General features: G+C 69.1%; 22 protein-coding genes. 17 read left to right on the top strand and 5 right to left on the bottom strand.

Translation table 11 applies throughout. The annotated features are described in order from the left end of the window. Nucleotide 1: 1 nt before the first annotated feature. Complete coding sequence (locus EL288_RS11720) at nucleotides 2-970, bottom strand: AAA family ATPase (RefSeq protein WP_010926612.1); 969 nt, start codon at nucleotides 968-970, stop codon at nucleotides 2-4. A gap of 53 nt (nucleotides 971-1,023) precedes the next feature. Further along, nucleotides 1,024-2,166 (bottom strand): formylglycine-generating enzyme family protein, encoded by a 1,143-nt coding sequence (locus tag EL288_RS11715; protein ID WP_015063795.1) that lies wholly within the window; start codon nucleotides 2,164-2,166, stop codon nucleotides 1,024-1,026. A 343-nt stretch (nucleotides 2,167-2,509) separates the two neighbouring features. Between EL288_RS11715 and EL288_RS11710 the strand changes: the two genes are divergently transcribed. The 4 genes from EL288_RS11710 to EL288_RS11695 all read left to right on the top strand — a co-directional run bounded on the left by EL288_RS11710 (nucleotide 2,510) and on the right by EL288_RS11695 (nucleotide 6,381). Further along, entirely contained in the window at nucleotides 2,510-3,478 is a 969-nt protein-coding gene (locus tag EL288_RS11710) for a SphA family protein (RefSeq protein ID WP_003811555.1), read from the top strand. 181 nt (nucleotides 3,479-3,659) lie between these two features. Continuing rightward, nucleotides 3,660-4,649 (top strand): Bug family tripartite tricarboxylate transporter substrate binding protein, encoded by a 990-nt coding sequence (locus EL288_RS11705; RefSeq protein WP_003811557.1) that lies wholly within the window; start codon nucleotides 3,660-3,662, stop codon nucleotides 4,647-4,649. Nucleotides 4,650-4,695: 46 nt separating this feature from the next. Then, a complete protein-coding gene (locus EL288_RS11700; RefSeq protein WP_010926609.1) occupies nucleotides 4,696-5,454 on the top strand; it encodes an SDR family NAD(P)-dependent oxidoreductase in 759 nt (252 codons plus the stop codon). 189 nt (nucleotides 5,455-5,643) lie between these two features. Beyond that, nucleotides 5,644-6,381, top strand: a complete 738-nt coding sequence (locus EL288_RS11695; RefSeq protein ID WP_003811561.1) for a TerC family protein — start codon at nucleotides 5,644-5,646, stop codon at nucleotides 6,379-6,381. Here EL288_RS11695 and EL288_RS11690 read toward each other — a convergent pair. Beyond that, nucleotides 6,378-6,833 (bottom strand): PaaI family thioesterase, encoded by a 456-nt coding sequence (locus EL288_RS11690; RefSeq protein WP_003811562.1) that lies wholly within the window; start codon nucleotides 6,831-6,833, stop codon nucleotides 6,378-6,380. The two genes, EL288_RS11695 and EL288_RS11690, sit on opposite strands and share 4 nt — an antisense overlap. 363 nt (nucleotides 6,834-7,196) lie before the next feature. Here EL288_RS11690 and EL288_RS11685 point away from each other — a divergent pair, with 363 nt between their 5' ends. Together EL288_RS11685 and EL288_RS11680 are read left to right on the top strand one after the other, a co-directional pair. Next, nucleotides 7,197-7,475 carry a helix-turn-helix domain-containing protein gene (locus EL288_RS11685; RefSeq protein ID WP_225665640.1) on the top strand — a complete coding sequence of 93 codons (279 nt, stop codon included), beginning with the start codon at nucleotides 7,197-7,199 and terminating at the stop codon, nucleotides 7,473-7,475. After that, nucleotides 7,472-8,818: a type II toxin-antitoxin system HipA family toxin gene (locus EL288_RS11680; RefSeq protein WP_126621935.1), complete on the top strand. Its 1,347-nt coding sequence runs from the start codon at nucleotides 7,472-7,474 to the stop codon at nucleotides 8,816-8,818. Before EL288_RS11685 ends, EL288_RS11680 begins: the two co-directional genes overlap by 4 nt. A 46-nt stretch (nucleotides 8,819-8,864) precedes the next feature. On the opposite strand, the gene EL288_RS11675 is transcribed toward EL288_RS11680, so the two are convergent. Then, nucleotides 8,865-9,557, bottom strand: coding sequence for a GntR family transcriptional regulator (locus EL288_RS11675; protein ID WP_003811568.1), 693 nt, complete (start codon nucleotides 9,555-9,557; stop codon nucleotides 8,865-8,867). A 159-nt stretch (nucleotides 9,558-9,716) separates the two neighbouring features. On the opposite strand from EL288_RS11675, the gene EL288_RS11670 reads away from it, so the two are divergent. From EL288_RS11670 to EL288_RS11630, 9 genes are all read left to right on the top strand, one after another. Then, nucleotides 9,717-10,556 (top strand): alpha/beta fold hydrolase, encoded by an 840-nt coding sequence (locus tag EL288_RS11670; protein WP_010926606.1) that lies wholly within the window; start codon nucleotides 9,717-9,719, stop codon nucleotides 10,554-10,556. 8 nt (nucleotides 10,557-10,564) lie between these two features. After that, nucleotides 10,565-11,917 (top strand): metal-dependent hydrolase family protein, encoded by a 1,353-nt coding sequence (locus tag EL288_RS11665; RefSeq protein WP_010926605.1) that lies wholly within the window; start codon nucleotides 10,565-10,567, stop codon nucleotides 11,915-11,917. Nucleotides 11,918-11,973: 56 nt separating this feature from the next. After that, nucleotides 11,974-12,393 carry a RidA family protein gene (locus EL288_RS11660; protein ID WP_003811574.1) on the top strand — a complete coding sequence of 140 codons (420 nt, stop codon included), beginning with the start codon at nucleotides 11,974-11,976 and terminating at the stop codon, nucleotides 12,391-12,393. Between the two features lie 24 nt (nucleotides 12,394-12,417). Further along, a complete protein-coding gene (locus tag EL288_RS11655) occupies nucleotides 12,418-13,302 on the top strand; it encodes a fumarylacetoacetate hydrolase family protein (RefSeq protein ID WP_003811576.1) in 885 nt (294 codons plus the stop codon). A 39-nt stretch (nucleotides 13,303-13,341) separates the two neighbouring features. Then, complete coding sequence (locus EL288_RS11650) at nucleotides 13,342-14,895, top strand: sugar ABC transporter ATP-binding protein (RefSeq protein WP_003811578.1); 1,554 nt, start codon at nucleotides 13,342-13,344, stop codon at nucleotides 14,893-14,895. Continuing rightward, on the top strand, nucleotides 14,885-15,850 hold the full coding sequence (locus tag EL288_RS11645; protein WP_003811581.1) for an ABC transporter permease: 966 nt from the start codon (nucleotides 14,885-14,887) through the stop codon (nucleotides 15,848-15,850). The genes EL288_RS11650 and EL288_RS11645 overlap by 11 nt, the downstream gene beginning before the upstream one ends. 40 nt (nucleotides 15,851-15,890) lie before the next feature. Further along, nucleotides 15,891-16,976: a TMAO reductase system protein TorT gene (locus EL288_RS11640; RefSeq protein WP_003811583.1), complete on the top strand. Its 1,086-nt coding sequence runs from the start codon at nucleotides 15,891-15,893 to the stop codon at nucleotides 16,974-16,976. 100 nt (nucleotides 16,977-17,076) lie between these two features. Beyond that, entirely contained in the window at nucleotides 17,077-17,814 is a 738-nt protein-coding gene (locus EL288_RS24530) for a hypothetical protein (protein ID WP_003811584.1), read from the top strand. Then, the gene (locus tag EL288_RS11630; protein WP_003811586.1) at nucleotides 17,811-18,596 is read left to right on the top strand and encodes a hypothetical protein; all 786 of its coding nucleotides are present in this window, start codon (nucleotides 17,811-17,813) and stop codon (nucleotides 18,594-18,596) included. Before EL288_RS24530 ends, EL288_RS11630 begins: the two co-directional genes overlap by 4 nt. A 7-nt stretch (nucleotides 18,597-18,603) precedes the next feature. Here the strand turns inward: EL288_RS11630 and EL288_RS11625 are convergent, their stop codons facing one another. Continuing rightward, nucleotides 18,604-19,506, bottom strand: a complete 903-nt coding sequence (locus tag EL288_RS11625; protein WP_003811588.1) for a LysR family transcriptional regulator — start codon at nucleotides 19,504-19,506, stop codon at nucleotides 18,604-18,606. 175 nt (nucleotides 19,507-19,681) lie between these two features. Between EL288_RS11625 and EL288_RS11620 the strand changes: the two genes are divergently transcribed. Continuing rightward, nucleotides 19,682-20,677 carry a tripartite tricarboxylate transporter substrate binding protein gene (locus tag EL288_RS11620; protein ID WP_010926603.1) on the top strand — a complete coding sequence of 332 codons (996 nt, stop codon included), beginning with the start codon at nucleotides 19,682-19,684 and terminating at the stop codon, nucleotides 20,675-20,677. 65 nt (nucleotides 20,678-20,742) lie between these two features. Further along, a complete protein-coding gene (locus EL288_RS11615) occupies nucleotides 20,743-21,726 on the top strand; it encodes an agmatinase (RefSeq protein ID WP_003811592.1) in 984 nt (327 codons plus the stop codon). Nucleotides 21,727-21,763: the final 37 nt, after the last annotated feature.

The raw sequence follows: 21,763 nt of genomic DNA, 5'->3' as shown, positions 1-21,763 counted from the left end.
CCTAGGCGGGCACGGCCACGGTGTCCAGCAGCCGGTCGATGACCTGTTCGGCCGTGACGCCGTCGGCCACCGCGTCGTACGACAGGTGCAGGCGATGGCGCAGCACGGGATGCGCCACGGCGCGCACATCGTCGGGCGAACTGAAGTCTGCGCCGGCCAGCCAGCCATGCGCGCGCGCCGCGCGGTCCAGCGCGATGGCGCCGCGCGGGCTGGCGCCGATCTGTATCCAGCGGCCCAGCTCGGCGTCGTAGTCGGCCGGCCGCCGCGTCGCGTTGACCAGATCCACGATGTAGCGGTCGACCGCCGGCGCCACATACAGGGCGGCCGCTGCGTCCCGGCAGGCAAACAACTCCTCCTGCGCAAGCCGCGTCGCGGCGGCCGCGCCGGGCTGGGGCGCGGCGCGCAGCAAGGCCAGCATCGCGCTCTCGTCGTCGGCGGCCGGATAGTCCAGCCGGATCTTCATCAGGAAACGGTCCATCTGCGCTTCCGGCAGCGGATACGTGCCCTCCTGCTCGATGGGGTTCTGGGTGGCCAGCACCATGAACAGCGGCGCCATCGGCCGCGTCACCCCGCCCACCGTGATCTGCCGCTCCTCCATCGCCTCCAGCAGGGCCGATTGCACCTTGGCCGGCGCGCGGTTGATCTCGTCGGCCAGCACCAGGTTGCCGAACAGCGGCCCCTGCTGGAACTCGATGCGCTGGCGGCCTTCGGCGTCCTGCTGCAGCACGTCGGCGCCGGTGATGTCCGAAGGCAGCAGGTCGGGCGTGAACTGGATGCGCCGCATGGTCGCGTCCAGGTGCGCCGCCAGCGCCTTGACCGTGCGCGTCTTGGCCAGGCCCGGCAGGCTTTCGAGCAACACGTGGCCATCGGCCAGCAAGGCGACCAGCACGTGGCGGATCACCGCCGCCTGCCCCAGCACCGCCGCCGACACCGCCTGCTCCAACGCCAGAATGCCATCACGATTGGCCATGCATGCTCCTGTGTGTGTCCGCGCCCACGTGCGCGGGCCGCCGGCGCGCCGGCTCAGCGGCTGGCGAGGCGGCCCTGGCGGGCCTGGGCCAGCTTCCATTGCTCCGGCGTCATCACCGTTCGAAAGCCCAGGTGCGACATGGGATTGAGCGGATCGGTGCCCCGCCGCGCGCTGGCGCGGTAGCTGATGCAATAGGTGTCGCTGCACAGGAAGGAACCGCCGCGCGTCACGCGCTTGGGCGCCGCGGCCGGCACATTGCCGTCGTCCGGGTCGAAACTGTCGGCGGGGCCGGCCGGATCGAGCGGGGGTTCGCGGTACTGGGCCTGGATCCGGAACGCGTCGGCCCGATACCAGTCGGCCGTCCATTGCCACACATTGCCGGCCATGTCGTAAAGGCCATAGCCATTGGGCGCGAAGCTGCCCACCGGCGTCGTGCCGACCTGCACTTTCTCGTCCTTGACGACCGGAAACGGCTGCTGCTGGCGGGTATCCCAGATGTTGGCCATGGCCTGGCCCTGCGGCAGCAGCTCGTCGCCCCAGGTGTAGGTGGCCTGCTCCAGCCCGCCGCGCGCGGCGAATTCCCATTCGGCCTCGGTGGGCAGGCGCTTGCCGGCCCAGCGGGCATAGGCCTGCGCGTCTTCGTACGACACCTGCACGACCGGGTGGTCGTCCTTGCCGTCGATGCCGCTGCCCGGCCCTTGCGGATGGCGCCAGCTGGCGCCCGGCACGAAGCGCCACCAGCGCGAATAGTCGCGCAGCGAGACTTCGCTCCGGGTGCCCACGAATACCATGGCGCCGGGCGCCAGCTGGCTGTCGTCCGGACGCGGCGTGCCGGGCGGCAGCTGCGGCCGCAGGTCTTCCCAGCGCGGCTTGCGTTCGGCGGTCGTCAGGTAGCCGGTGGCTTGCACGAAGCGGCGGAACTGTGCGTTGGTGACATCGTGCACGTCCATCCAGAACCCGCTGACCCGCACCTGGTGCGCGGGGCGCTCGTTGGGCTGCGACAGCTTGTGGTCATTGCCCATGAGGAACTGGTGGCCGGGAATCCAGGCCATGCCGGCCGGCCCCGCCTTGCCGTCGCCCAGCCTGACGGCGGGCGCCTGCGGCGCATCGGACGTGCTCGCCACATAGGCGCCCAGCGCGCCCGCGGCGCCCACGATGGCCGCCATGGCCAATGCGATCTTCAGCTGCTGCTTCACGGCCCTTCTCCGTCACGCGTCTGAGAACGGAGCGCCCCACAGAGGCGCCATCGCCAACACGGTACCGCCAAGGCTTGCCAGATCCAGCTGAATGTCCCCCGATCCGCGCCCAGGGAGATATTCGACCCTGGCAGGATACCCAGTTTTGTTTTCAGTTGTCATCAACTTTGGGGCAATCGGTAACCTTGCGCACCGGCTTGACGGCCCTGGGGAATCGGCAGAAACTCGCCGGGCAGGCAGCGAGCCAGCGCGCATCCACCGACCAGCCCCCCATGCTCCGGATGCCATCCGCCGCCTGGCTGCTCGTCCGTCCGGCTTCCTACGCAGCGATCGTGGAGACAATATGCGCAGCAGGTTTGCATGGCGCGTTTGCAACGCCGGTCTGGCCCTGGCGCTGGCCGCCCTGCCCGGCGCGGCACGCGCCACCGAAGGCGCGCTGGGCAGGCTGGTCACGGGCACGACGGTGCAGCCCAATGCCGGTGTGGTGTCGCCGCAACCCATTACGGTGCTGAGCCTGGGCCAGCTCTATCTCGACGGCAGGATAGGCGGCAGCCGCGAAGTGCCGGTGGCGGGCAAGACCTCGCTGGGCCTGGACGCCGAAATGGCCCTGACCCTGGCCACGCTCATGAAGACCTGGGACACCGGCCCCGGACGCTGGAACTTCGCCTCCAGCCTGACCGTCCCCTACCTGTGGCTCAAGACCACCGCCACGCTGGCCGGCGAGCGCGGACGCGCGGCCCGCGAAAGCGACATCGCGTCCAATCTGTTCGACCTGAACTTCACGCCCCTGATCGCCGGCTACCACTTCTCCGAGACCCAGCACCTGGCCCTGAGCCTGAGCATCTGGGCGCCCACGGGCAAGTACGACGCCGACGCGCTGGCCAACCCCAGCCTGAACAACTGGACCTTCATTCCGCAGGTCGCCTATACCGGCATGTTCCCCGAACACGGCCTGCAGCTCGACGCCGTGGCCAACGTGCAGTTCTATACCCGCAATACGGCCACCGACTACCGCAACGCGCCGATCTTCGGCCTGGAGCTGATGGGCCGCAAGCTGTTCGGCAACGGCGTGGGCGCCGGGCTCATCGTCGGCACCCAGCAGCAGCTGGGGCCGGACAAGGGCCCGACGGCCGACCGCCTCAACGGCTTCGAGGGCCGCGACTGGGCGCTCGGCCCCATCCTCACCTATGACCGCAAGCTGGCGGACCAGCGTTCGCTGTCGTTCAGCCTGCGCTGGACCCCCACCATCAGCAGCACGCGCCGGCTCGACAGCGACAGCACCGTGCTGGGCACCGTCGCGCTGATCTTCTGACCCGCCGGGATCTCGCGGACTTTCCAGGCCGCGCCGCGCGGCCGCGCGCATTCATAAAATATTCTGCTGAATCCATAAAAAGATTTGGTTTTGCCCGCCCGCCCGGGTCTGCCTTAATGTGCGCCTGGCGCGGGCGAGATCGTCGCCTGCCTTCAGTCACGACAACAAGATGGAGACTCGCATGCGATTGATTCGCCGATTTGCCCATGCCTTGGCCGTGGTGGGCTCGGCTGGATTCCTGGCCGCCCCGGCGGCCGCCAGTACCGGTACCTACCCCGACAAGCCGATTCACCTGCTGGTGGCGTTCTCCACCGGCGGCGTGCTGGACACGCTGGCGCGCACCATGGCCAGCGAACTGTCCACCCGCTACGGCCAGTCGATCGTGGTGGAAAACCGCACCGGCGCCAGCGGCAATATCGGCACCGACCTGCTGGCGCGCGCCAAGCCCGATGGCTACACCATCGGCATGGGCACCATCGCCACCCACGGCATCAACCCCGCGCTCTATGGCGAGCGCCTGCCCTACGATCCGGTCAAGGGTTTCACCCCGCTGGCCCTGCTGGCCGAGCAGACCAATATCGTGCTGGTCAACAACGACCTGCCGGTAACCTCGATCCCGACATTGATCGAATACCTGCGCGCCAACCCCGGCAAGGTCGCCTATGGGTCGGCCGGCAACGGCAGCTCGCAGCACCTGTCGGGCCAGCTGTTCAAGCTGGCCGCCGGCGTCGAGCTGCTGCACGTGCCGTATCGCGGCAGCGTGCCGGCGCTGACCGACCTGGTGTCGGGCCAGGTGCAGCTGATGTTCGTCGACGTGCCCGCGGCGCTGCCCTTCATCAAGAGCGGCAAGGTGCGCCCGATCGCGGTCACCGCCGCGCATCGCTCGTCGGCCTTCCCCGATCTGCCCACGGTGGCCGAGCAAGGGCTGGAAGGCTTCAACGTGCGCGCCTGGTTCGGCGTGCTGGCTCCGGCGGGCACGCCCGCGCCGATCGCCGAGAAACTGTCGGCTGATATGATCGCCGCCGTGCAGCAGCCGGCCATCCGCGAGCGCCTGGAAGCGCTGGGCATGGACATCAAGACGCTCGATGGCCCGGCCTTCGGCCAGTTCATCCAGGACGAGATCGCCCGCTGGGACGAGATCGTCAAGCGCTCGGGCACCCGGCTCGAATGAACCATCGGGCCGGGCCGAAGCGGCCCGGCCCTCACCAGGACACACTATGGGACGACTTTCGGGGCGCAACGCCCTCATCACCGGCGCGGCCGTCGGTATCGGCGCGGCCATGGCGCGCCGCTTCTGCGCCGAGGGCGCGAGCGTGCTGCTGGGCGATATCGATGCCGAGCGCGGCCAGGCGCTGGCCGCGGAGCTGGCCGCAACCGGCGCGCGCGCGCGTTTCGCGCGCCTGGACGTGACCGACGAGGACAGCGTGCGGCAAGCGATGGAGCTGGCCGAGGCCGAGCATGGGCCGCTGCACATCCTGGTCAACAACGCCGGCGGCTCCAGCCTGAACGACCGCTCGGTGGTGGAATTCGCGCTGGAGGAATTCTGGCGCGCCATCAACATCGACCTGCTGGGCACCGTGCTGTGCTGCCGCCATGCCATCCCGCGCATCGCCGCGGCCGGCGGCGGCGCGGTCGTCAACATGGGGTCGATCGCGGCCCTGCGCGGCCTGAAAGGGCGCGACGCCTACACGGCCGCCAAGGGCGGCGTGCATGCGCTCACGCGCTCGATGGCGGTGGAGTTCGCCGAGCAGCGCGTGCGCTGCAACGCCATCGCGCCCGGCGCCGTGCTGTCCGAGCGCATGGCGCGCTTCATCGATGAGGATCCGCGCGTGGCCGCGGCGGTGTCGCGCCACCTGCTGGGCCTGCCCGAACCAGACGAAATCGCCGCGATGGCGGTGTTCCTGGCCAGCGAGGAATCGCGCCACGTGACCGGCTCGATCTTCCAGATCGACGGCGGGCGCGCCGCGGCCGCGTAAGAACCGCGCAACGGCCGCGCCGCGACGACCGGCGCGCGCCGCGCCCCGGCCCAGTAACCCTGAGCGCGTCACCGGTACTGGCCGATCCGCCCGCCGCCCTGCCTAGAATCGGCAGGAGCGTGTCTTTCAAGGGAGCGGCCTGCGGGCCGCGTCGATGCGGCGCTCCATCGTCCTTTCGGCGGACTACTTATGGTCGAGGCCATCGAGACGTTCCATTGGGGCGCCATATTCCAGATCGTTCTGATCGACATCCTGCTCGGCGGCGATAACGCCGTCGTGATCGCGCTGGCCTGTCGCAACCTGCCGCACCGGCAACGCATCAAGGGCATCCTGTGGGGCACGGCCGGCGCGGTGCTGCTGCGCGTGCTGCTGATCGCCTTCGCGCTGGTCCTGCTCGACATTCCGTTTCTCAAGGCCCTGGGCTGCCTGCTGCTGGTCTGGATAGGCGTCAAGCTGCTGGCCCCGCATGAGGACGCGCACGGCAACATCACCGGCGGCACCTCGGTGCTGGCCGCGATCCGCACCATCATCCTGGCCGATTTCGCCATGAGCCTGGACAACGTCATCGCCATCGCCGGCGCGGCCCAGAACGCGCAGGCCGACCACCAGCTGTACTACGTGATCTTCGGGCTGTGCGTGAGCGTGCCCATCATCGTCTGGGGCAGCACGCTGGTGCTCAAGCTGATCGACCGCTTCCCGCTGGTCGTCACCCTGGGCGCCGGCCTGCTGGGCTGGATCGCCGGCGGCATGCTCATCACCGACATCTACGTGGTCGAGCGCTGGGGCGAGCCCGCGCCCATGCTGAAGCTGGCCGTGGAAGCCGCCGGGGCGCTGGTGGTGGTGGCGGCCGGCAAGTGGCTGGCGGCCCGCCGCCGCCATGCCCGGCCGGCCCACGACGAATCGGCCTCCACCACGCCGGGCGGCTAGCCGTCCGAAACCGGCGCCGGCGCCGCCCGCACGGCGAACACCGCGTTGGCCTTGAGCATCAGCCTGTCTTCGACCTGCAGCAGGCAAGTGGCGTAGATGAGCCGGCGCCCCTGCTTGTCGATGCGCACCTGCGCCTGCAGCCAGTCGCCCGGCTTGACCGCGCTCAGGTATTCGACCGACATCTGCACCGTCACCACCGACGCCTGTGCCCGCCGCGAGATACAGTAGCCCAGCGCGCTGTCGGCCAGCGTGGCCAGCAGCCCGCCGTGCGCGATGCCGTGCATGTTGGTATGCGGCGGTCCCACGCGCACGGCCAGCGCGTCGTCGGCCTCGCGCACGTAGAAGGTGCCTAGATCGGCCAGATGGGCCATGAAGGGGCTGCCCGGCCGCCAGGGCGCGAAACCGTCGGGAATGGAATCGTTCATAAACAGGGATGGTTGGAGGAATGCCATCCAGCGTACCACCAGCCCGGCGTGCGTGCGCGCTCATGGGCTGCGGAAATCACTTCCGTGTTTTATTTAATATATTTAATATCAATAAGTTAAGTATATTTTTTAATCTTGATTATTTAAAGTGACTTCTAAACAAATGGTAGCCCGGACGAGCCGGGCTGCGGCGCCTTGCGCCGCAGCCCATGGGAGCGCGCAAGGAGAATTATGCTGATGAACGCATAATTTTCAGATTAACTGCTAAAATATGCTACCGATCGCATAAATTAAGACGTGCTCATCAGATCGCTGCTCTTCGATTTATGCGTTTCACAGCATTTTTTTCTTGGTCGGGTGTATTTTATGCCTCTTGCCGCATATATTTCGATGAAGACCTTGCCGGACGTGGGCGCGCGCTTCAGAACCTTGCGCAAACAGGCCCGCAAAACCCAGCGCGAGCTGGCCGCCGCGACGGGCATGCGCCAGGAAGCCATCTCCCGCTTCGAGGCCGGTTCGGCGAGCGACTTTTCCCTGAACAAGCTGCTGACGCTGCTGCAGGCCCTGGACCTGGAATTCGACTTCAAGCCGGCCGTGCGCCGCCCCGATCTCGACGATCTGCTGGCCGAGCGACGCGGCCGCCTGGACGACGCCAAGGACCCGTCTTGAAGCTGAACGTCTTCGTCCACGGGACCCGAGTCGCCCTCCTCGACAGCCCCGATGGCTTCCAGCATCGGCTGGCCTACCTGCCCGAAACGGACCCGGCCAGATTCGCATCGCTGACGATGCCGGTGCGCGCCGAGCCCTGGCGCTGGCCAACGCTGCATCCCTTCTTCCAGGTAAGCCTGCCCGAGGGATTTCTTCTCATGCTGCTCAAGGAGCAGCTCGGTCCCCAACTGGGCGCCAGGCAGCTGGATCTGCTGGCAGTCGTCGGCCCGAACATGATCGGCCGCGTCCAGGTCAGCGCGGGCGCGACGCTCGAGCCCGCGATGGCACTCGAGAGCCTGGATCCGCTGCTGCACGGGCCGGCATCGCAACAGGTCTTTCTGGAACTGATGGCCCAATACGCCGCCTCCGGCGTCTCGGGCGTGGTCCCCAAATTCCTCACGCCGGCAACCCAGGCGCTCTTTCGCAAGGGCACCATCGCCACCGAGCGGCATATTGTCAAGGGCAGCTCCCAGCATCAACCCTTCGTGGCCCTCAACGAGCATCTTTGCATGACGGCCGCGCAAGGCACCGGCATCCCGGTGGCACGCACCAGAGTGTCCGACGACGGACAAGTGCTGGTGGTCGAGCGATTCGACATCGATCCGGCTACCGGCCGCCGCCTGGGCTTCGAGGACTTCTGCAGCCTGCTGGGCCTGTCGGCCGACGAAAAATACGACAGCACCTGGGAGCGCGTGGCCCGCGTGGCCAGCGATTACGTGCGGCCGGAAGGACGGCTGCAAGCCCGCACCCAATTGGCGATCACGCTGCTGCTGAGTTTCGCATTGGGCAACGCGGATTGCCACGCTAAGAATCTTGCCCTCGTCTATGACACGATCGACGACGTGCGCATCGCACCGGTCTATGACATGTTGACGATTCTTGCCTACGACCGCTATGCGGCCAATCCGCCCGGCATGGCCCTCGATGGCCGCAAGTCATGGACCATGTCCAAGGCCTTGTGGCGTTACCTGCAGCAGCACCTCGGTTTCGCGCCCGCTGCGCAGCGCGAGCTGGTCGACCGGGTGTGTTCGGCGATCGCCGACACCGTGCCGCAACTCAAGGCGCACATCCGCCATACGCCGGGTTTCGAGCCGGTCGGCTTGCGCATGCTGTGGGAATGGAACGAGGGTATGAAGCGGCTGAGCGAACGCCGGCAGATCGCCGTTCCCGACTGGGTCGCAACGGCGCGCGACGAGGGGCTGCCACGGCCCGCTCCCGCCGCGCACTTTGCCGCGCAACGCATCGGCGAGTCGCCGCTGCTGGCGCCACGCAGGCGCCGCCAGCCGGCGCGGCCGCCATCCTGAGCGGCGTTGCGGGTTCAATGCATGGAATGCCCGCCAGGCCGCTTTCTCAGGCCTGCCCGGCGACTTCCTGCTGGACCAGGAAAGGCAGCATGGCGTCGCGGGTCTGTTCCATGTGCTTGAGCAGCACGCGCACCGCGCCATCGGCGTCGCCGTCCAGGATGCGCTGCAGCAGGTCGTCGTGCTCGGTCTCGAGCTCCGCCGCCACGGCCGCCAGGGGCAACAGCGCGCGCTGGTAGATGGCCGAGGCCTCGGCCAGCTGGCGCACGATCTGCAGCAGCCGGGGGCTGCCGCAGGCGCGCATCATGACGAGGTTGAACTCCTCGTGGCGCGCCAGCCATTCCGGGTTCAGCTTCTGCGGGTCGTCGGGCGAGACCACGGCGGTGCCGCCCAGGCGATGGTGCGCGGCCACCACGTCCGACTGCCAGTTGAGGTCGCCGCGCGCGATCGACTGGCGCAGCGCCAGGCTCTCGACCACGCCGCGCTGCTCGAACAGATCCACCAGATCCTCGGCCGACAGCCCGCGCACCGCGAACCCGAATTGGGGCTGCAGCTCGACCAGTTGCTCGCCGGCCAGGCGATTGAGGGCCTCGCGCACGACATTCAGGCTGACGCCGTGCTGCTCGGATAGCTGGGAAACCTTGAGCCGCTGGCGCGGCATGAATTGTCCGGTAAGGATCTGCGCGCGCAATTGCGCGTAGACCTCGGCATTGAGTGTGCGCCCGTTCTTCGCGTTTTTCATGATGTGGCTGACCAATAGTGCGGCAATGGTAGCACACGCGGCACCCATAACTGATTTTCAATGCAAGTATAGATTCTACTGTACGGGTTTACGCGGTGTTGTTTTGATCGATTTGAATACATAGAATCCATTTTAATTCGAAACAACCATTGCCATGCCATGTCCCTACCCGACGGATACACCCTCTCGCATCTCCCCTTCGAAGGCACGCAATGCGCCTACCTGCGCGGCGGCAGCGGGCCGACGCTGCTGCTGGTGCATGGCTCAGGTCCGGGCGCGTCCAGCCTGGGCAATTGGCGCGCGGTGCTGCCGGCGCTGGCGCGCCGCTTCGACGTGGTCGCCATGGACCTGGTCGGTTTCGGGCAGAGCGGCCGCAAGCCCGCCGCGCCGTATTTCGATTTCGACATGTGGGTTCGCCAGGTACGCGCCATGATGTCCCACCTGGGCGAGGGGCCGATCGGGCTGGTCGGCCACTCGCTGGCCGGCGCCCTGGCGCTGACGGTGGCCAGCGGCAATCCGGCGGTGCGCGGCGTGGTGGCCACCGGCACCATGGGCATCCCCTTCGCGCCGAACGACGCGACGCGCCGCACCTGGAAGTGCCCGCGCAGCCGCCCGGAACTGGTGCGGGCGCTGCAGGGGTTGATCCACGACCATTCGGTCATCGACGAGGCCTATCTCGCCGTGCGCGAGCCGGTCATCTTCGCGCCGGGCTATGCCGATTACTTCGACGCCATGTTCGACGCCGCGCCCGCAACCTATATCGCCGCGGCCACGCTGTCGGAACGGACGCTGCGCGGCATCCGCTGTCCGGTGACGCTGCTGCACGGGCGCGACGACGCCGCCTTCCCGCCCGCCGCCTCGCAACGGATCGCAGAACAGCTGGCCGATGCCGACCTGGTGCTGCTGGCCGGTTGCTCCCATTCGGTGGCCTTCGAGCGGCCGGACGTTTTCCTCGCCATGGTGCACCAGCGGTTTGGCGCACTTCCCTACTTTCTCTGAATATCCCCATGAAAACAGGCTACGTACTCAAAGGCAGGGTCATCGACGGCACGCTCGGTCCGGCGCTGGAGCAAGGCGCCGTCGTCACCGAGGGCGAGCGCATCGCCTGGGTCGGCCCGCAATCGGGCTTGCCCGCGCAATACGCCGGCGACCGCCATACGGTGGTGGATCTGCCCGGGCGCACCATCATGCCCGGCCTGATCGACGCCCATACCCATATCTCCTTCGGCGAGTCCCGCTCGGAGGAAGAGAATGCGCTTTATACGCCGGTCGAGTTCCGCACCGCCAAGGCGCTGTGGTATGCCCGCAAGGTGCTGCAGGCCGGCGTGACCAGCGCCTTCGACGCGGCCACCAGCTACAACATCGCCCAGGCGGTGCGCGACGCCATCGACACCGGCATGTTCGAGGGCCCGCGCTTCACGGTCTCGGGCAAGCAGCTGACCAATCACCAGGGGCTGGAGGATTCGTTCCCCAACGAAATGGCGTTTCCGCCCGGGCAAAGCGCGGTGCTGGTCAAGACGCGCGAGGACCTGGTCGAGGCGATCCGCTACCAGGTCAAGGACGAGGTCGACGCCATCAAGGTATCGGGGTCGAACGACAACCTGATCACGCCCGATGCGCTGGGGTCGTCGGCGTTCACCTACGAAGAATTCAAGATCATCGCCGACGAGACCCATCGCCTGGGGCGCCTGTGCAGCGTGCACGCCCGCTCGCGCGACGCGGCGCTGTATGCCGCGCAGGCCGGCTTCGACAATCTGTTCCACGCTTCGTACATCGACGACGAAGGCATCGAGGCATGCCTGAAGAACGGGTGCGTGATCACGCCGACGCTGACCCTGCTGGTCAACCTGGTCGAAGCCAAGCAATCGCACGCGGGGGCGTCCAGCGCCCAGGCCTTCCGCCAAGAGATCGAGGCGGCCAGCGTGAATCTGCGGCGCGCCTACGACGCGGGCGTGCCCCTGCTGGCCGGCAGCGAGAGCGGCTGGTCGCCGGTGCCGTACGGCCACTGGCACGCGCGCGAGATGGAGATCTTCGTCAAGCTGCTGGGCCTGACGCCGCTGCAGGCCATCCACGCCAATACGCTGGCCTGCACACGCCTGCTGGCGCGCCACGGCCACGAGGTCGGCAAGCTGGAGGCCGGCCGCCTGGCCGACGTGCTGGTGCTGCCGGGCAATCCGCTCGAGGACATCACCTTGTTGCAGCGGCCCAGCCGCTTCGACTACATCTTCAAGGGCGGCACGCCGGTGGACCGCACCGCGCCGGCGCCGCGCGTGCGCAAGTGGTACGAACGCACCAAGATCTTCCTGGCCGGCGTCTATGAGTACGACCAGGAGAACGCCTGCGGGCGCCTGGTGCAGTGACCTTCCGATTCTTCCCAACCGGGCGCCGCGCGGCGCCTTCCCCCAAGGACATGAACATGAGTCAAGCAGCCGTGCAGTATCTCAACCCCGAAGGCGCCGCGCCGGCGCAGGGCCTGTACTCGCACGCCACGCGCGTGCGCGCGGGCGACCTGTACTTCGTCGCCGGGCAACTGGCGGTGGGCCGCGACGGCGCCGTGGCCGGCGTCGGCGATTTCGAGGCGCAATTCGACCAGGTGTTCGGCAACCTGCGCGATGTGCTGGCCGGCCTGGGCGTCGATTTCAACGACGTGGCCAAGTTCACGACCTACCTGGTGCACTCGCAGGACATCCCGCGCTTCATGCGCAAGCGCGCCGAACTGTTCCCCACGCTGTTCGCCGGCAAGGCCTATGCGCCCAACACCCTGCTCATCGTGGACCGGCTGGTCAAGGAAGAGTTTCTCATCGAAGTCGAGGCGGTCGTGCGCGCGCGCGACTGATCCCCACCCGCAACGGAATCCAACGTGAAATACATCAGCTTCGAACTGCCCGACGGCCGCCGCCATGCCGGCGTCATGACCGGCCCGGACACCCTCGTCGACCTCACCGACGCCATGGACCTGCCCGACCTGCTGACCTTGCTGCAACGGCACGGGCAACTGGCCGGCGACGTCGCCCGGCTGGCCGCGCAGGCGCGCCATACGGTGGCGCTGGACGCGGTGCGCGTGCTGGCGCCGCTGCCCAATCCGCCGCGCAATGTGTTCTGCGTGGGCAAGAACTACCACGAGCATGCCCGCGAGTTCGCCCGCAGCGGCTTCGACTCCAGCGCGGCGGCCGGCGCCGTTCCCGCCGCGCCCATCATCTTCAGCAAGCCGCCCTCGTCGGTCAGCGGGCCGGGCGACGCCATCGACACCGCGCTCGATCCGTGCGATTCGGTCGATTACGAAGCCGAGCTGGCCGTGGTGATCGGCAAGGCCGGGCGCGTCGCCCCGGACGACGACCCGTGGTCTTTCGTGTTCGGCTACACGCTGGTCAACGACGTGACCTCGCGCGGCCTGCAGAAACGCCATAGCCAATGGCTGCTGGGCAAGGGCATCGACGGGTACTGCCCGATGGGCCCCGCCCTGGTCAGCGCCGACGAGATCGGCGACATCGGCGCCCTGGAAATCACCTGCGAGGTCAATGGCGAACTGCGCCAGTCCGCCCGCCTGTCGGACCTGATCTTCGACATTCCCACCCTGGTGCGCGCCATCGGCGCATCCATCACGCTGCAGCCCGGCGACGTGATCGCCACCGGCACGCCCGTGGGCGTGGGCATCGGCTTCACCCCGCCCAAGTACCTGCGCCGCGGCGACGTGGTGCGCGTGCGCGCCGAACCGATCGGCGTGCTGGAAAACCCTGTCATCTGACCCTGCGCCGCCCCTGACGGCCATTCGGGAGTTGCCGCCATGATGCATTCCGAAGGCGCCGCCAGCGCGGCGCCCTCCCCCCAGCCGCCGCCGCTGTTGCGCTTGCGGCAGATCAGCAAGCGCTTCGGCGCCACCCAGGCGCTGGACGATGTGTCCGTATCGTTCGAGGCCGGCAAGGTGCACTGCCTGCTGGGCGAGAACGGCGCGGGCAAATCGACCATAGGCAAGATCGTCGCCGGGCTGTTTGCGCCGGACAGCGGCGCGCTGCTGCTCGACGGCCACGAAGTGCGCCTGGCCGACGCCAGCGAGGCGCGCCGGCGCGGCATCGCCGTCGTGTACCAGGAGCTGTCGCTGGCGCCGGACCTGTCGGTGCGCGCCAACCTGTGCCTGGGCGCCGAGGCCGGGCGCCGGCCCTGGTCGCCCTTGCGGCGCGGCGCCGAGACCGCGCAAGTCGGCGCCGTGCTGGCGCGGCTGGGGCTGGACCTGGACATGGAAGCGCCGGTGCGCCAGCTGCCCGCCGGCGTGCAGCAGCTGGTGGAGATCGCCAAGTCGCTGATGAGCAGCCCGCGCATCGTGATCTTCGACGAGCCGACCGCCATGCTGGGCGCGGCCGAGAAGCAGCGCTTCTTCGAGGTGGTGCGCGGCCTGCGCGCCGACGGCATCGCCTGCATCCTGGTCACCCACCACATGGACGACGTCGAAGCGGTGGGCGATTGCGTCACCATCATGCGCAATGGCCGGCGCGTCGACTCGTTCGACCTGCACGCCGGCATCACCAGCGACGCGGTGCTGGAGAAACTGACCGGACGCCGCGAAGTGCTGGCGGCCGCCGCCGAGGCGCCGCGCCGGCTCGGCGCCACCCGGCTGCGCATCGCGCTGCCGGCCGGCGGCGGGCTGGCCGGCATCGAAGCGCGCGCCGGCGAGGTGGTGGGCTTCTATGGCGTGCTGGGCTGCGGCGCGGGCGAACTGATGTACGGCCTGGTGGGCCTGGACGGACCGCCGCGCGCCGACTACTACCTGGACGACGCCCCTTATCGGCCGCGCAATCCGGCCGCGGCCTTGCGCCAGGGCGTGGGGCTGCTGCCGGCCGGCCGCCAGAGCCACGGCGTGCTGACCGGCCGCTCGATCCGCGAGAACCTGATGCTGACCCAGCTCGACCGCGTCAGCCGCTGGCAATGCATCGATCCGGCCCGCGAGGCCGCCTGGGCGCGCGAACAGCTCGAACGCGCCGGCGTCAAGCACGGCGACCCCGCCGACCCGATCGAAAGCCTGAGCGGCGGCAACCAGCAAAAGGCCTTGCTGGCCCGCGCCCTGGGCGCGGCGCGCCGGCTGTTGCTGCTGCACGAACCCACGGCCGGCGTGGACATCCTGGCCAAGCAGCACATCCACGAACTGGTGCGCGCGGCGGCCGCGCAGGGGTTGACCGTCGTGGTGCTGTCCAGCGACCTGCCCGAGGTGATCGCCCTGTGCGACACCGTCTACACCTTCTTCCACGGCGCGGCCGTCGCGCGCTACGCGCAGCCCGGCCCCGATTGCCAACCCCACATCCTCGCCGATGTCCTCGGCCAACGGGAGTCCCAGCATGCTCACTAAGACCCTGGCCGTATCCCGCGCCGCGCGCCCCGCGCCGGCCGCGCGCCTGGCCGACGCCATCCTGCCGCTGATCATCGCGTTGATCGCGCTGGTCGCCAGCCTGATCGAACCGCGTTTCGCCTCGCTGGACAACCTGACCAACCTGGCCTGTCAGCTGGTGCCGCTGCTGATCCTGTCGGTCGGGCAGGCGTTCGCCATCCTGCGCGGCGGCCTGGACCTGTCCATGTCGTCCGTGCTGTCGCTGGCGGGCGTGGCCGGCGTGCTGGCCATGCCCGCCTGGGGCGTCGCGGCGGGGCTGGCGGTGATGCTGGCCGTGGGGCTGGCCGCCGGCGTCGTCTCGGGCTTCATCATCGCGCGCTTTCGCACCACCCCGCTGGTGGTCACCCTGGGCATGCTGTCGGTGACCCAGGCCATCGCGCTGATCCTGTCCGGCGGCGTTCCCATCTACGACGTGCCGGCGCCCTATGTGAACGCGGTGGGCTTCGGCAGGACCCTGGGCCTGCCCAACATGGTCTGGATCGCCGCCGCCGTGACGCTGGCCGCCGCCTTCGCGCTCAAGCGCACCGTGTTCGGCCGCTACGTCTACGCGCTGGGTTCGAGCGAGTCGGCGGCGTCCAAGGCCGGCGTGAACGTGCAGCGCTACACGGTGATGGTGTATGCCGCCAGCGGCCTGTGCGCCGCGGTGGGCGCCGTGGTGCTGACCGCCTGGACCAGTTCGGCCCAGCCGGTGGCCGTGCCCGGCCTGACGCTGCAATCGATCGCCGCCGTCGTGCTGGGCGGCGTCGCGCTGACCGGCGGCAGCGGCAGCATCGTGCAGGTCTTTCTGGGCGTGCTGGTGCTGTCCGTGCTCTCCAATGCCATGAACATCACCGGCGTATCGGCGTACTTCCAGACGCTGGTCGTCGGCGTGGTCATCATCATCGCGGTCATCCTGGACCGCTTTCGTCGAAGCTGAACCGGGCCCGCGCCCGTCACACCACAAGGGGAATACAACCATGACACTCTTCGGCAAAACCTCGCGCAGGCCGGGCCTGCCGCGCCAGGCCGCCGGCCTGGCCCTGGCGGCGTGCGCCCTGGCCAGCCTGCCGGCGCAGGCCAAGGAATCCGACGGCGACCGCCTGCAGGGCATCGTCGAACCCATCGTCGCCAGGCAGCCTCTCAAGCTGGGCGTGACCGTGGTGCACCTGCTGGACAATTTCTACAAGGGCATCGCCTACGGCATCGTCGACGAAGCGCGGCGCAGCAACGTGGAAGTGGTGCAGGTGGCGGTGGCCGGCGCCTACGGCAACGTGCAGCAGCAGTTCGCGCAACTGCAGTCGTTCAAGACCCTGGGCGTGGACTACGCCGTGCTGTCGCCGGCGGCCTATTCGGGCTACGACCCGGTGGTCGCCGACCTGGCTAGGTCCGGCATCAAGACCATTTCCGCCGGCATCCCGGTCAACAGCGACAAGATCGCCTTCGGCGTGCTGCAGGACGACACCCTGATCGGCAAGGTGCTGGGCAAGGCGCTGTGCGACGACGGCGCGCAGGGCAAGCAGGTCATCGTCGTGCCCGGAGCCGCCGGGCTGGAATGGTCGCGGCTGCGCTACGAAGGCTTCAAGGAAGTGGCCTCCGCCTGCGGCGCCAAGCTGACGCCGGCGGCCTTCCGCGGCGAAATGAGCCTGGCCGACGGCATGGCGCAGACGCAGGACCTGCTGATGCGCACCCCGGACGCCGAATACGTGTTCACCCCGGTCACCTTCCTGGGCATGGGCGCGGTGCGCGCGGCCCGCCAGGCCAACCGCCCCGTCAAGGTGCTGACCTCGGCCATGGTCAAGGAGAACGAAGCCATGATCCGCGAGGGCCGCCTGCTCGCGGTCGCCTCCGAGCCGGGCGTCATCATGGGGCGCCTCATTGTCCAGTACGCCATCCGCGAACACGAAGGACTGCCCATGCCGCCGCTGGACAAGCCGACCCGCAGCGTGCCCTACCCGCACTTCAACGTCCCCATCACCGTGGTGGACAAATCCAACGTCGACACCCACCCGTACGCGTTCTACGACTATCCGCCGCAGGGCTGGAGCATCGAGACCGCCAGATAGCGGATGCGCCCGCCCCCCAAATGGGGGGCGCGCGCGCGCCGGCGCGGCCTCACAATCGTTCCCGAAAGCGTCGCGCCGGGCGCACATACGGGAGACGAACATGTGGACCTTGCTGCGCAACAGGCTGCCTGCGCTACTGCTCGGGTTCTGGCTGGCCGCGCCAGCGCAGGCCTTCGACGCCTTCGAATGCGATTGCGCGCAGCAGGTCGGCACCTGCAGCGCCACGGTCAGGATCCTGAAAACGGGGGGCAGCGCGCCATCCTACTCGGCCGAGCTGCTGGTGCAAAGCTCCGCCCCCGCCTGCTCGCGCGTGTCGTACCTGATCGACCAGACGCCCTACACCACGGTGCTGACACGGCGCAACCAGGACACCGAATCGACCTCCGGCACCTCGCCCATCAAGGCGGCCAACGTCAAGGTGCAAGGCTGCGCCATCTGCGCCCGCAAGAGCGCCTTCGCGGCCAGCGAGTCCGCCCCGGCGCCCGACGATAGCGGCGCGTCCCGGGCGTTCTCCGCCGGCCTGGCACCCGGCGGCTTCGACCCCGCATCGAAGCAGGCCGGCTTCGATGCGGCAGTGTCCGGTGGCAGGGCGCGCGACGCCTCCTTCAACAGCATCATCTCGGGCCTGGGTGCCGCAGCGGCGATCACCTCCGCCGCCGCGCAGGCGCGGCAGGCTGGCGCGCAACAGCCGCCCGCCACGCCGTCGAGATCGGGCTACTCGCCCCAGTACGACCTGCGCTCGGCCGGTCCTCAGGGCGGCGGGCGCTGCCCGGACCCGTCCGCGCCCGGCTGCCCCTACCACCTCGGCACCTACGATCCGCTGGGAGCGCCAAAGTGACCGCCGATCGCATGCGCCGCCTGCCCGGCGCCCTGATGCGGCTATGCGCTCTCTCGTGCGCCCTGCTGCTGGCAGCCTGCGCCGGGGCGCCGCCCATTCCGCCGCAAAAGGACGCCGCCGCCGGCATCTTCCCCGGCGAGCGCCCCAAGTCGCCGCTGGCCAAGGTGCCGGCCGGACCCGACGTCAAGGCGGTGGCGGTACTGAGCGAAAACACCCTGGCCAACGCGGCCTGGAAACGGAAAATCCACGATAACGCGCGCGCCATGGCGCAGGGCAAACGCTTCGGCGACGCCACGATCGCCAGCGCCGGGGCTGAACTGTTCGACCCCGATTACCCGCTGGCCTGGGTCGCGGCATCCCTGAAGCGCTATTTCGGCAGCGTCGAACAGGTAAGCCTGGCCCAACTGCCGCAGGCCAGCGGCGACGTGCTGGCGATCGTCGATGTCTATGCGTATCCGGCGGACGATTCGGTCGCCCGCATCAAGGTCGCCTTCTTCGACCGGGAGCTGCGGCACATTGCCGACGCCAGCGGCGAAGACGCGCAGCATTTCAACATGTGGGCGCGCACCGGCGGCGCCACCGCCATCGCCGAAGGCTATCGCCGCGAGAACGAAGTCCTGATGCGCGCGCTGCGCAAGTTCGATGCGTCGCTGGCGCAACAGGTCAGCGGCCCGCCGGCGCAAGCGGCCGGCGGCTACGACGCCTGCCTGCAGCGCGCCCTCGCCGCGCAGGATCCGCAACTGCGGGTGGCCGCCATGGCTGCCTGCGACGCGGCGCGCTGAGTGCAGGCTAGCCCGGCGCCATGCGCGCCTGGCGTGCGGCCACCACCTCCCGCACGCAGCGCGCGAAGCGGTGCGACAGGTGCGGATGCGCGTCGAACTCCGGATAGGCGACGCAGACCTCGAACCCCACCTCCGGCCGCAGCGCCAGGATGCGCACCCGGCGCAAGTCGGCGCCCAGCGCGGTGAGCGAATCCACCAGGGCCACGCCCAGGCCGGCGGTAGCCAGCTTGAGGGCCACATGGAACTGCTCGATCTCGACGTGGTTGTCCGCGTCCAGCGCCTGGCCGGCGCACAGCTCGGCCAGCCGGCGGCCCATGGGATGGCGCCGCTCCGGCACGAACACAGCGCTGTCGCGCAGGTCGGCCAGCGTGACGTGGTCGCGCCCGGCGTAGCGGTCGGCCGGCGCCACGCAGACCAGCATGCCGCGGCCCACCGTTTCCTGGCGGATCAGCGCCTGCGGCGCGCAGCGGTAGACCAGGCCGATATCGGCATCGCGCAGCAGCAAGGCGGCCAGGATGTCGCCCGAGTAGCCGGTCTTGACCGTCATGCGCGCATTGGGGCTGTCCGCCATGAAGGCGGCCAGCGCGTCCGGCACCACTTCCATCGCCAGCGCCGGCGCGGCCAGGATGCGCAGGCGCGCCGGCCCGTCCTGGCGCAGGTTGACGGCCATCAGCTTGACCGCATCGAGCTGGCTGTTGAGCTTTTCCACTTCGGCGTGCAGCGCGTGCGCCTCGGGCGTGGGCGCAAGCCGGCCCTTGACGCGCTGGAACAGCGCGAAGCCCAGCTGCAGTTCAAGACTGTTCATGGTCTGCGAGACGGCCGGCTGGGTCATGTTGAGCAGCCGGGCCGCCGCGCTCAGCGACCCGCCGACCATCACGGCGTGGAAAACCTCGATATGGCGCAAGCGCATGCGTTCCCCTGGCATGGTGCGGCGCGGCGGGCGGCGCGCGTATAAGCAAACCGCCTGCATGCCCCTTGAATGCTTATAACCGGCGCGCCGCACACCCTCCTACACTCGGTGCCACGGCCGGAGACTGCGCAAAGGGTACTACCGGCTGATGATTCGAACCAAGGGGAAAACCGTCATGCTCCGTACTATGCCCGCCGCCCGGCGCCTGTTCGTCCAATCCACGCTGGCCATCACCGGCCTGCTGGCCGCGGCCGCGGCCTGCGCCCAGCCGGCGACCGACTGGCCCACCCGCCCGATCGAACTGGTGGTGCCCTACCCGGCCGGCGGCAGCTCGGACGTGCTGGGCCGCCTGCTGGCCAAGCCGCTGGGCGAGATCCTCGGCCAGCCCGTGGTGGTCCTGAACAAGTCCGGCGCGGCCACCGCGATCGGCACCACGTTCGTGGCCCGCGCCGCGCCCGACGGCTATACGCTGCTGCTGGCCGACAGCCCGCTGGTGGTCAACGCGGCGGTCAACCCGGCCGTGACCTATGACCCCGTCAAGGACTTCGCCCCGGTCGGCATCATCGGCACCTCGCCCTCGTTCCTCTACGCGCCGGCCGGGCGGGTCAAGGACCTCGACGATTTCATCGCCCAGGCCAAGGCGCACCCGGGCAGGCTGAAGGCCGCCAGCGCCGGCGCCGGCACCTCGACCCACCTGCTGCTCGAACTCATGCAGCACGAAGCGGGCATCTCGCTGAACCACATTCCGTACCGCGGCTCGGCGCCGGCCTTGACCGACACCGTGGCCGGCATCGTGGACGGTTCGTTCTCGACCTATGCCTCGGCGCAGCCTTTCGTCGCCTCGGGCAAGCTGCAAGTGCTGGCCATGACCGCGCCGCAGCGGCTGCCGGCCTTTCCCGGCGTGCCCACCTTCGCCGAGGCCGGCATGCCCGGACTGACCTTCCTGACCTGGTGGGGCATCCTCGGTCCGGACGGACTGCCGCAGCCCATCGTGGACAAGCTGCAGCAGGCGCTGGCCCAGGTCATGAAGGACCCGGCCATCGGCGAGCAGTTCGTGCGCCTGAGCGTGGTCGCGCAGGCCGGCGAACCCCAGGCGTTCGCCCAGACGCTGCAGCGCGACCTGCAGCGCTGGCGCGACATCGCCCGCGCCGCCGGCGTCAGCATGCAATAACGGCGCGCCGCCGCCGCTTCCCCGAACCACCACGGGCGGCGCCACGCCGCCAGGAGACCTCCGCCATGCCATCCCCCAGCGCGCTGCATGACCTGTGCGACACGCCACCTACCTTCATGGGCGTGCCCCATCGCCATGCCATCGACGGCGCCAGGGCAGCCATCCTCGGCATCCCCTTCGATTGCGGCACGCACGCGTTTCGCATCGGCGCGCGCCAGGGTCCGCAGTCGATCCGCGAACAGTCGCGCCTGATGCGCACCTTCAACCCCGAACTGGCCGACTACAACCCGCTGCAGCGGCTCGGGGTGATCGACTGCGGCAACGTGCGCGTGGTGCCCAGCGACATTCTCGATGCCTTCGAGCGCATCGAGCAGGCGGTCGGGGCCATCGTCGATGGCGGCGCGGTGCCGGTCACCATGGGCGGCGACGGCAGCGTGTCGCTGCCGCAACTGCGCGCGGTCGGCAAACGCCATCCGGGCCTGGCCGTCATCCACCTCGACTCGCACACCGACACCAACACCTTCGTCAAGGGCAAGGAATACAACGCCGGCACGCAGTTCACGCACGCCGCCCTGGAAGGCCGCGTGGACACCTCGCTGGCGTTTCATATCGGCACGCGCGGCACCACCTTCACCCAGCATGTGTTCCGCCATGCGCGCCACTTCGGCTACCAGATCATCCCGCTCAACGAGCTGCTGGCGCGCGGCATGGCCGAAGTGCTGCAGGACCTGCGCGCGCGCCTGGGCGAACGGCCGGTCTACCTGTGCCTGGACATGGACGTGCTGGATCCGTCCTGCGCGCCCGGGGTATGCGCGCCCAGCTGGGGCGGCCTGAGCGCGCGCGAGGCGATCGCGTTCCTGCGCGGGCTGGCCGGCCTGAACATCGTCGCCATCGACGTCAATACGGTCAGCCCGCCGCACGACGTCAATGGGACCACGGCATCGCTGGCGGCCGCGCTGATGGTCGAAGGCCTGGTGCTGCTGTGCAAGCGCCTGGGGCTGGACCATCCCGACCCGGCGCCCGACTTCGCCGCCATGTACGCGCGCTGAGCGCGGGGCTGCCCCGCGCGGCCCGTGTTTTCCCTAG

Source organism: Bordetella bronchiseptica (genome assembly GCF_900636925.1).
GTDB lineage: Bacteria > Pseudomonadota > Gammaproteobacteria > Burkholderiales > Burkholderiaceae_B > Bordetella > Bordetella pertussis.
This window is presented reverse-complemented; position numbering and strand designations above follow the sequence as displayed.

Coding starts and splice junctions, on each gene's coding strand:
- EL288_RS11720 (WP_010926612.1), bottom strand. CDS start 970: ATGGCCAATCGTGATGGCATTCTGGCGTTGGAGCAGGCGGTGTCGGCG.
- EL288_RS11710 (WP_003811555.1), top strand. CDS start 2,510: ATGCGCAGCAGGTTTGCATGGCGCGTTTGCAACGCCGGTCTGGCCCTG.
- EL288_RS11705 (WP_003811557.1), top strand. CDS start 3,660: ATGCGATTGATTCGCCGATTTGCCCATGCCTTGGCCGTGGTGGGCTCG.
- EL288_RS11700 (WP_010926609.1), top strand. CDS start 4,696: ATGGGACGACTTTCGGGGCGCAACGCCCTCATCACCGGCGCGGCCGTC.
- EL288_RS11695 (WP_003811561.1), top strand. CDS start 5,644: ATGGTCGAGGCCATCGAGACGTTCCATTGGGGCGCCATATTCCAGATC.
- EL288_RS11690 (WP_003811562.1), bottom strand. CDS start 6,833: ATGGCATTCCTCCAACCATCCCTGTTTATGAACGATTCCATTCCCGAC.
- EL288_RS11685 (WP_225665640.1), top strand. CDS start 7,197: ATGAAGACCTTGCCGGACGTGGGCGCGCGCTTCAGAACCTTGCGCAAA.
- EL288_RS11675 (WP_003811568.1), bottom strand. CDS start 9,557: ATGAAAAACGCGAAGAACGGGCGCACACTCAATGCCGAGGTCTACGCG.
- EL288_RS11670 (WP_010926606.1), top strand. CDS start 9,717: ATGTCCCTACCCGACGGATACACCCTCTCGCATCTCCCCTTCGAAGGC.
- EL288_RS11665 (WP_010926605.1), top strand. CDS start 10,565: ATGAAAACAGGCTACGTACTCAAAGGCAGGGTCATCGACGGCACGCTC.
- EL288_RS11660 (WP_003811574.1), top strand. CDS start 11,974: ATGAGTCAAGCAGCCGTGCAGTATCTCAACCCCGAAGGCGCCGCGCCG.
- EL288_RS11650 (WP_003811578.1), top strand. CDS start 13,342: ATGATGCATTCCGAAGGCGCCGCCAGCGCGGCGCCCTCCCCCCAGCCG.
- EL288_RS11645 (WP_003811581.1), top strand. CDS start 14,885: ATGCTCACTAAGACCCTGGCCGTATCCCGCGCCGCGCGCCCCGCGCCG.
- EL288_RS11640 (WP_003811583.1), top strand. CDS start 15,891: ATGACACTCTTCGGCAAAACCTCGCGCAGGCCGGGCCTGCCGCGCCAG.
- EL288_RS24530 (WP_003811584.1), top strand. CDS start 17,077: ATGTGGACCTTGCTGCGCAACAGGCTGCCTGCGCTACTGCTCGGGTTC.
- EL288_RS11625 (WP_003811588.1), bottom strand. CDS start 19,506: ATGCGCTTGCGCCATATCGAGGTTTTCCACGCCGTGATGGTCGGCGGG.
- EL288_RS11620 (WP_010926603.1), top strand. CDS start 19,682: ATGCTCCGTACTATGCCCGCCGCCCGGCGCCTGTTCGTCCAATCCACG.
- EL288_RS11615 (WP_003811592.1), top strand. CDS start 20,743: ATGCCATCCCCCAGCGCGCTGCATGACCTGTGCGACACGCCACCTACC.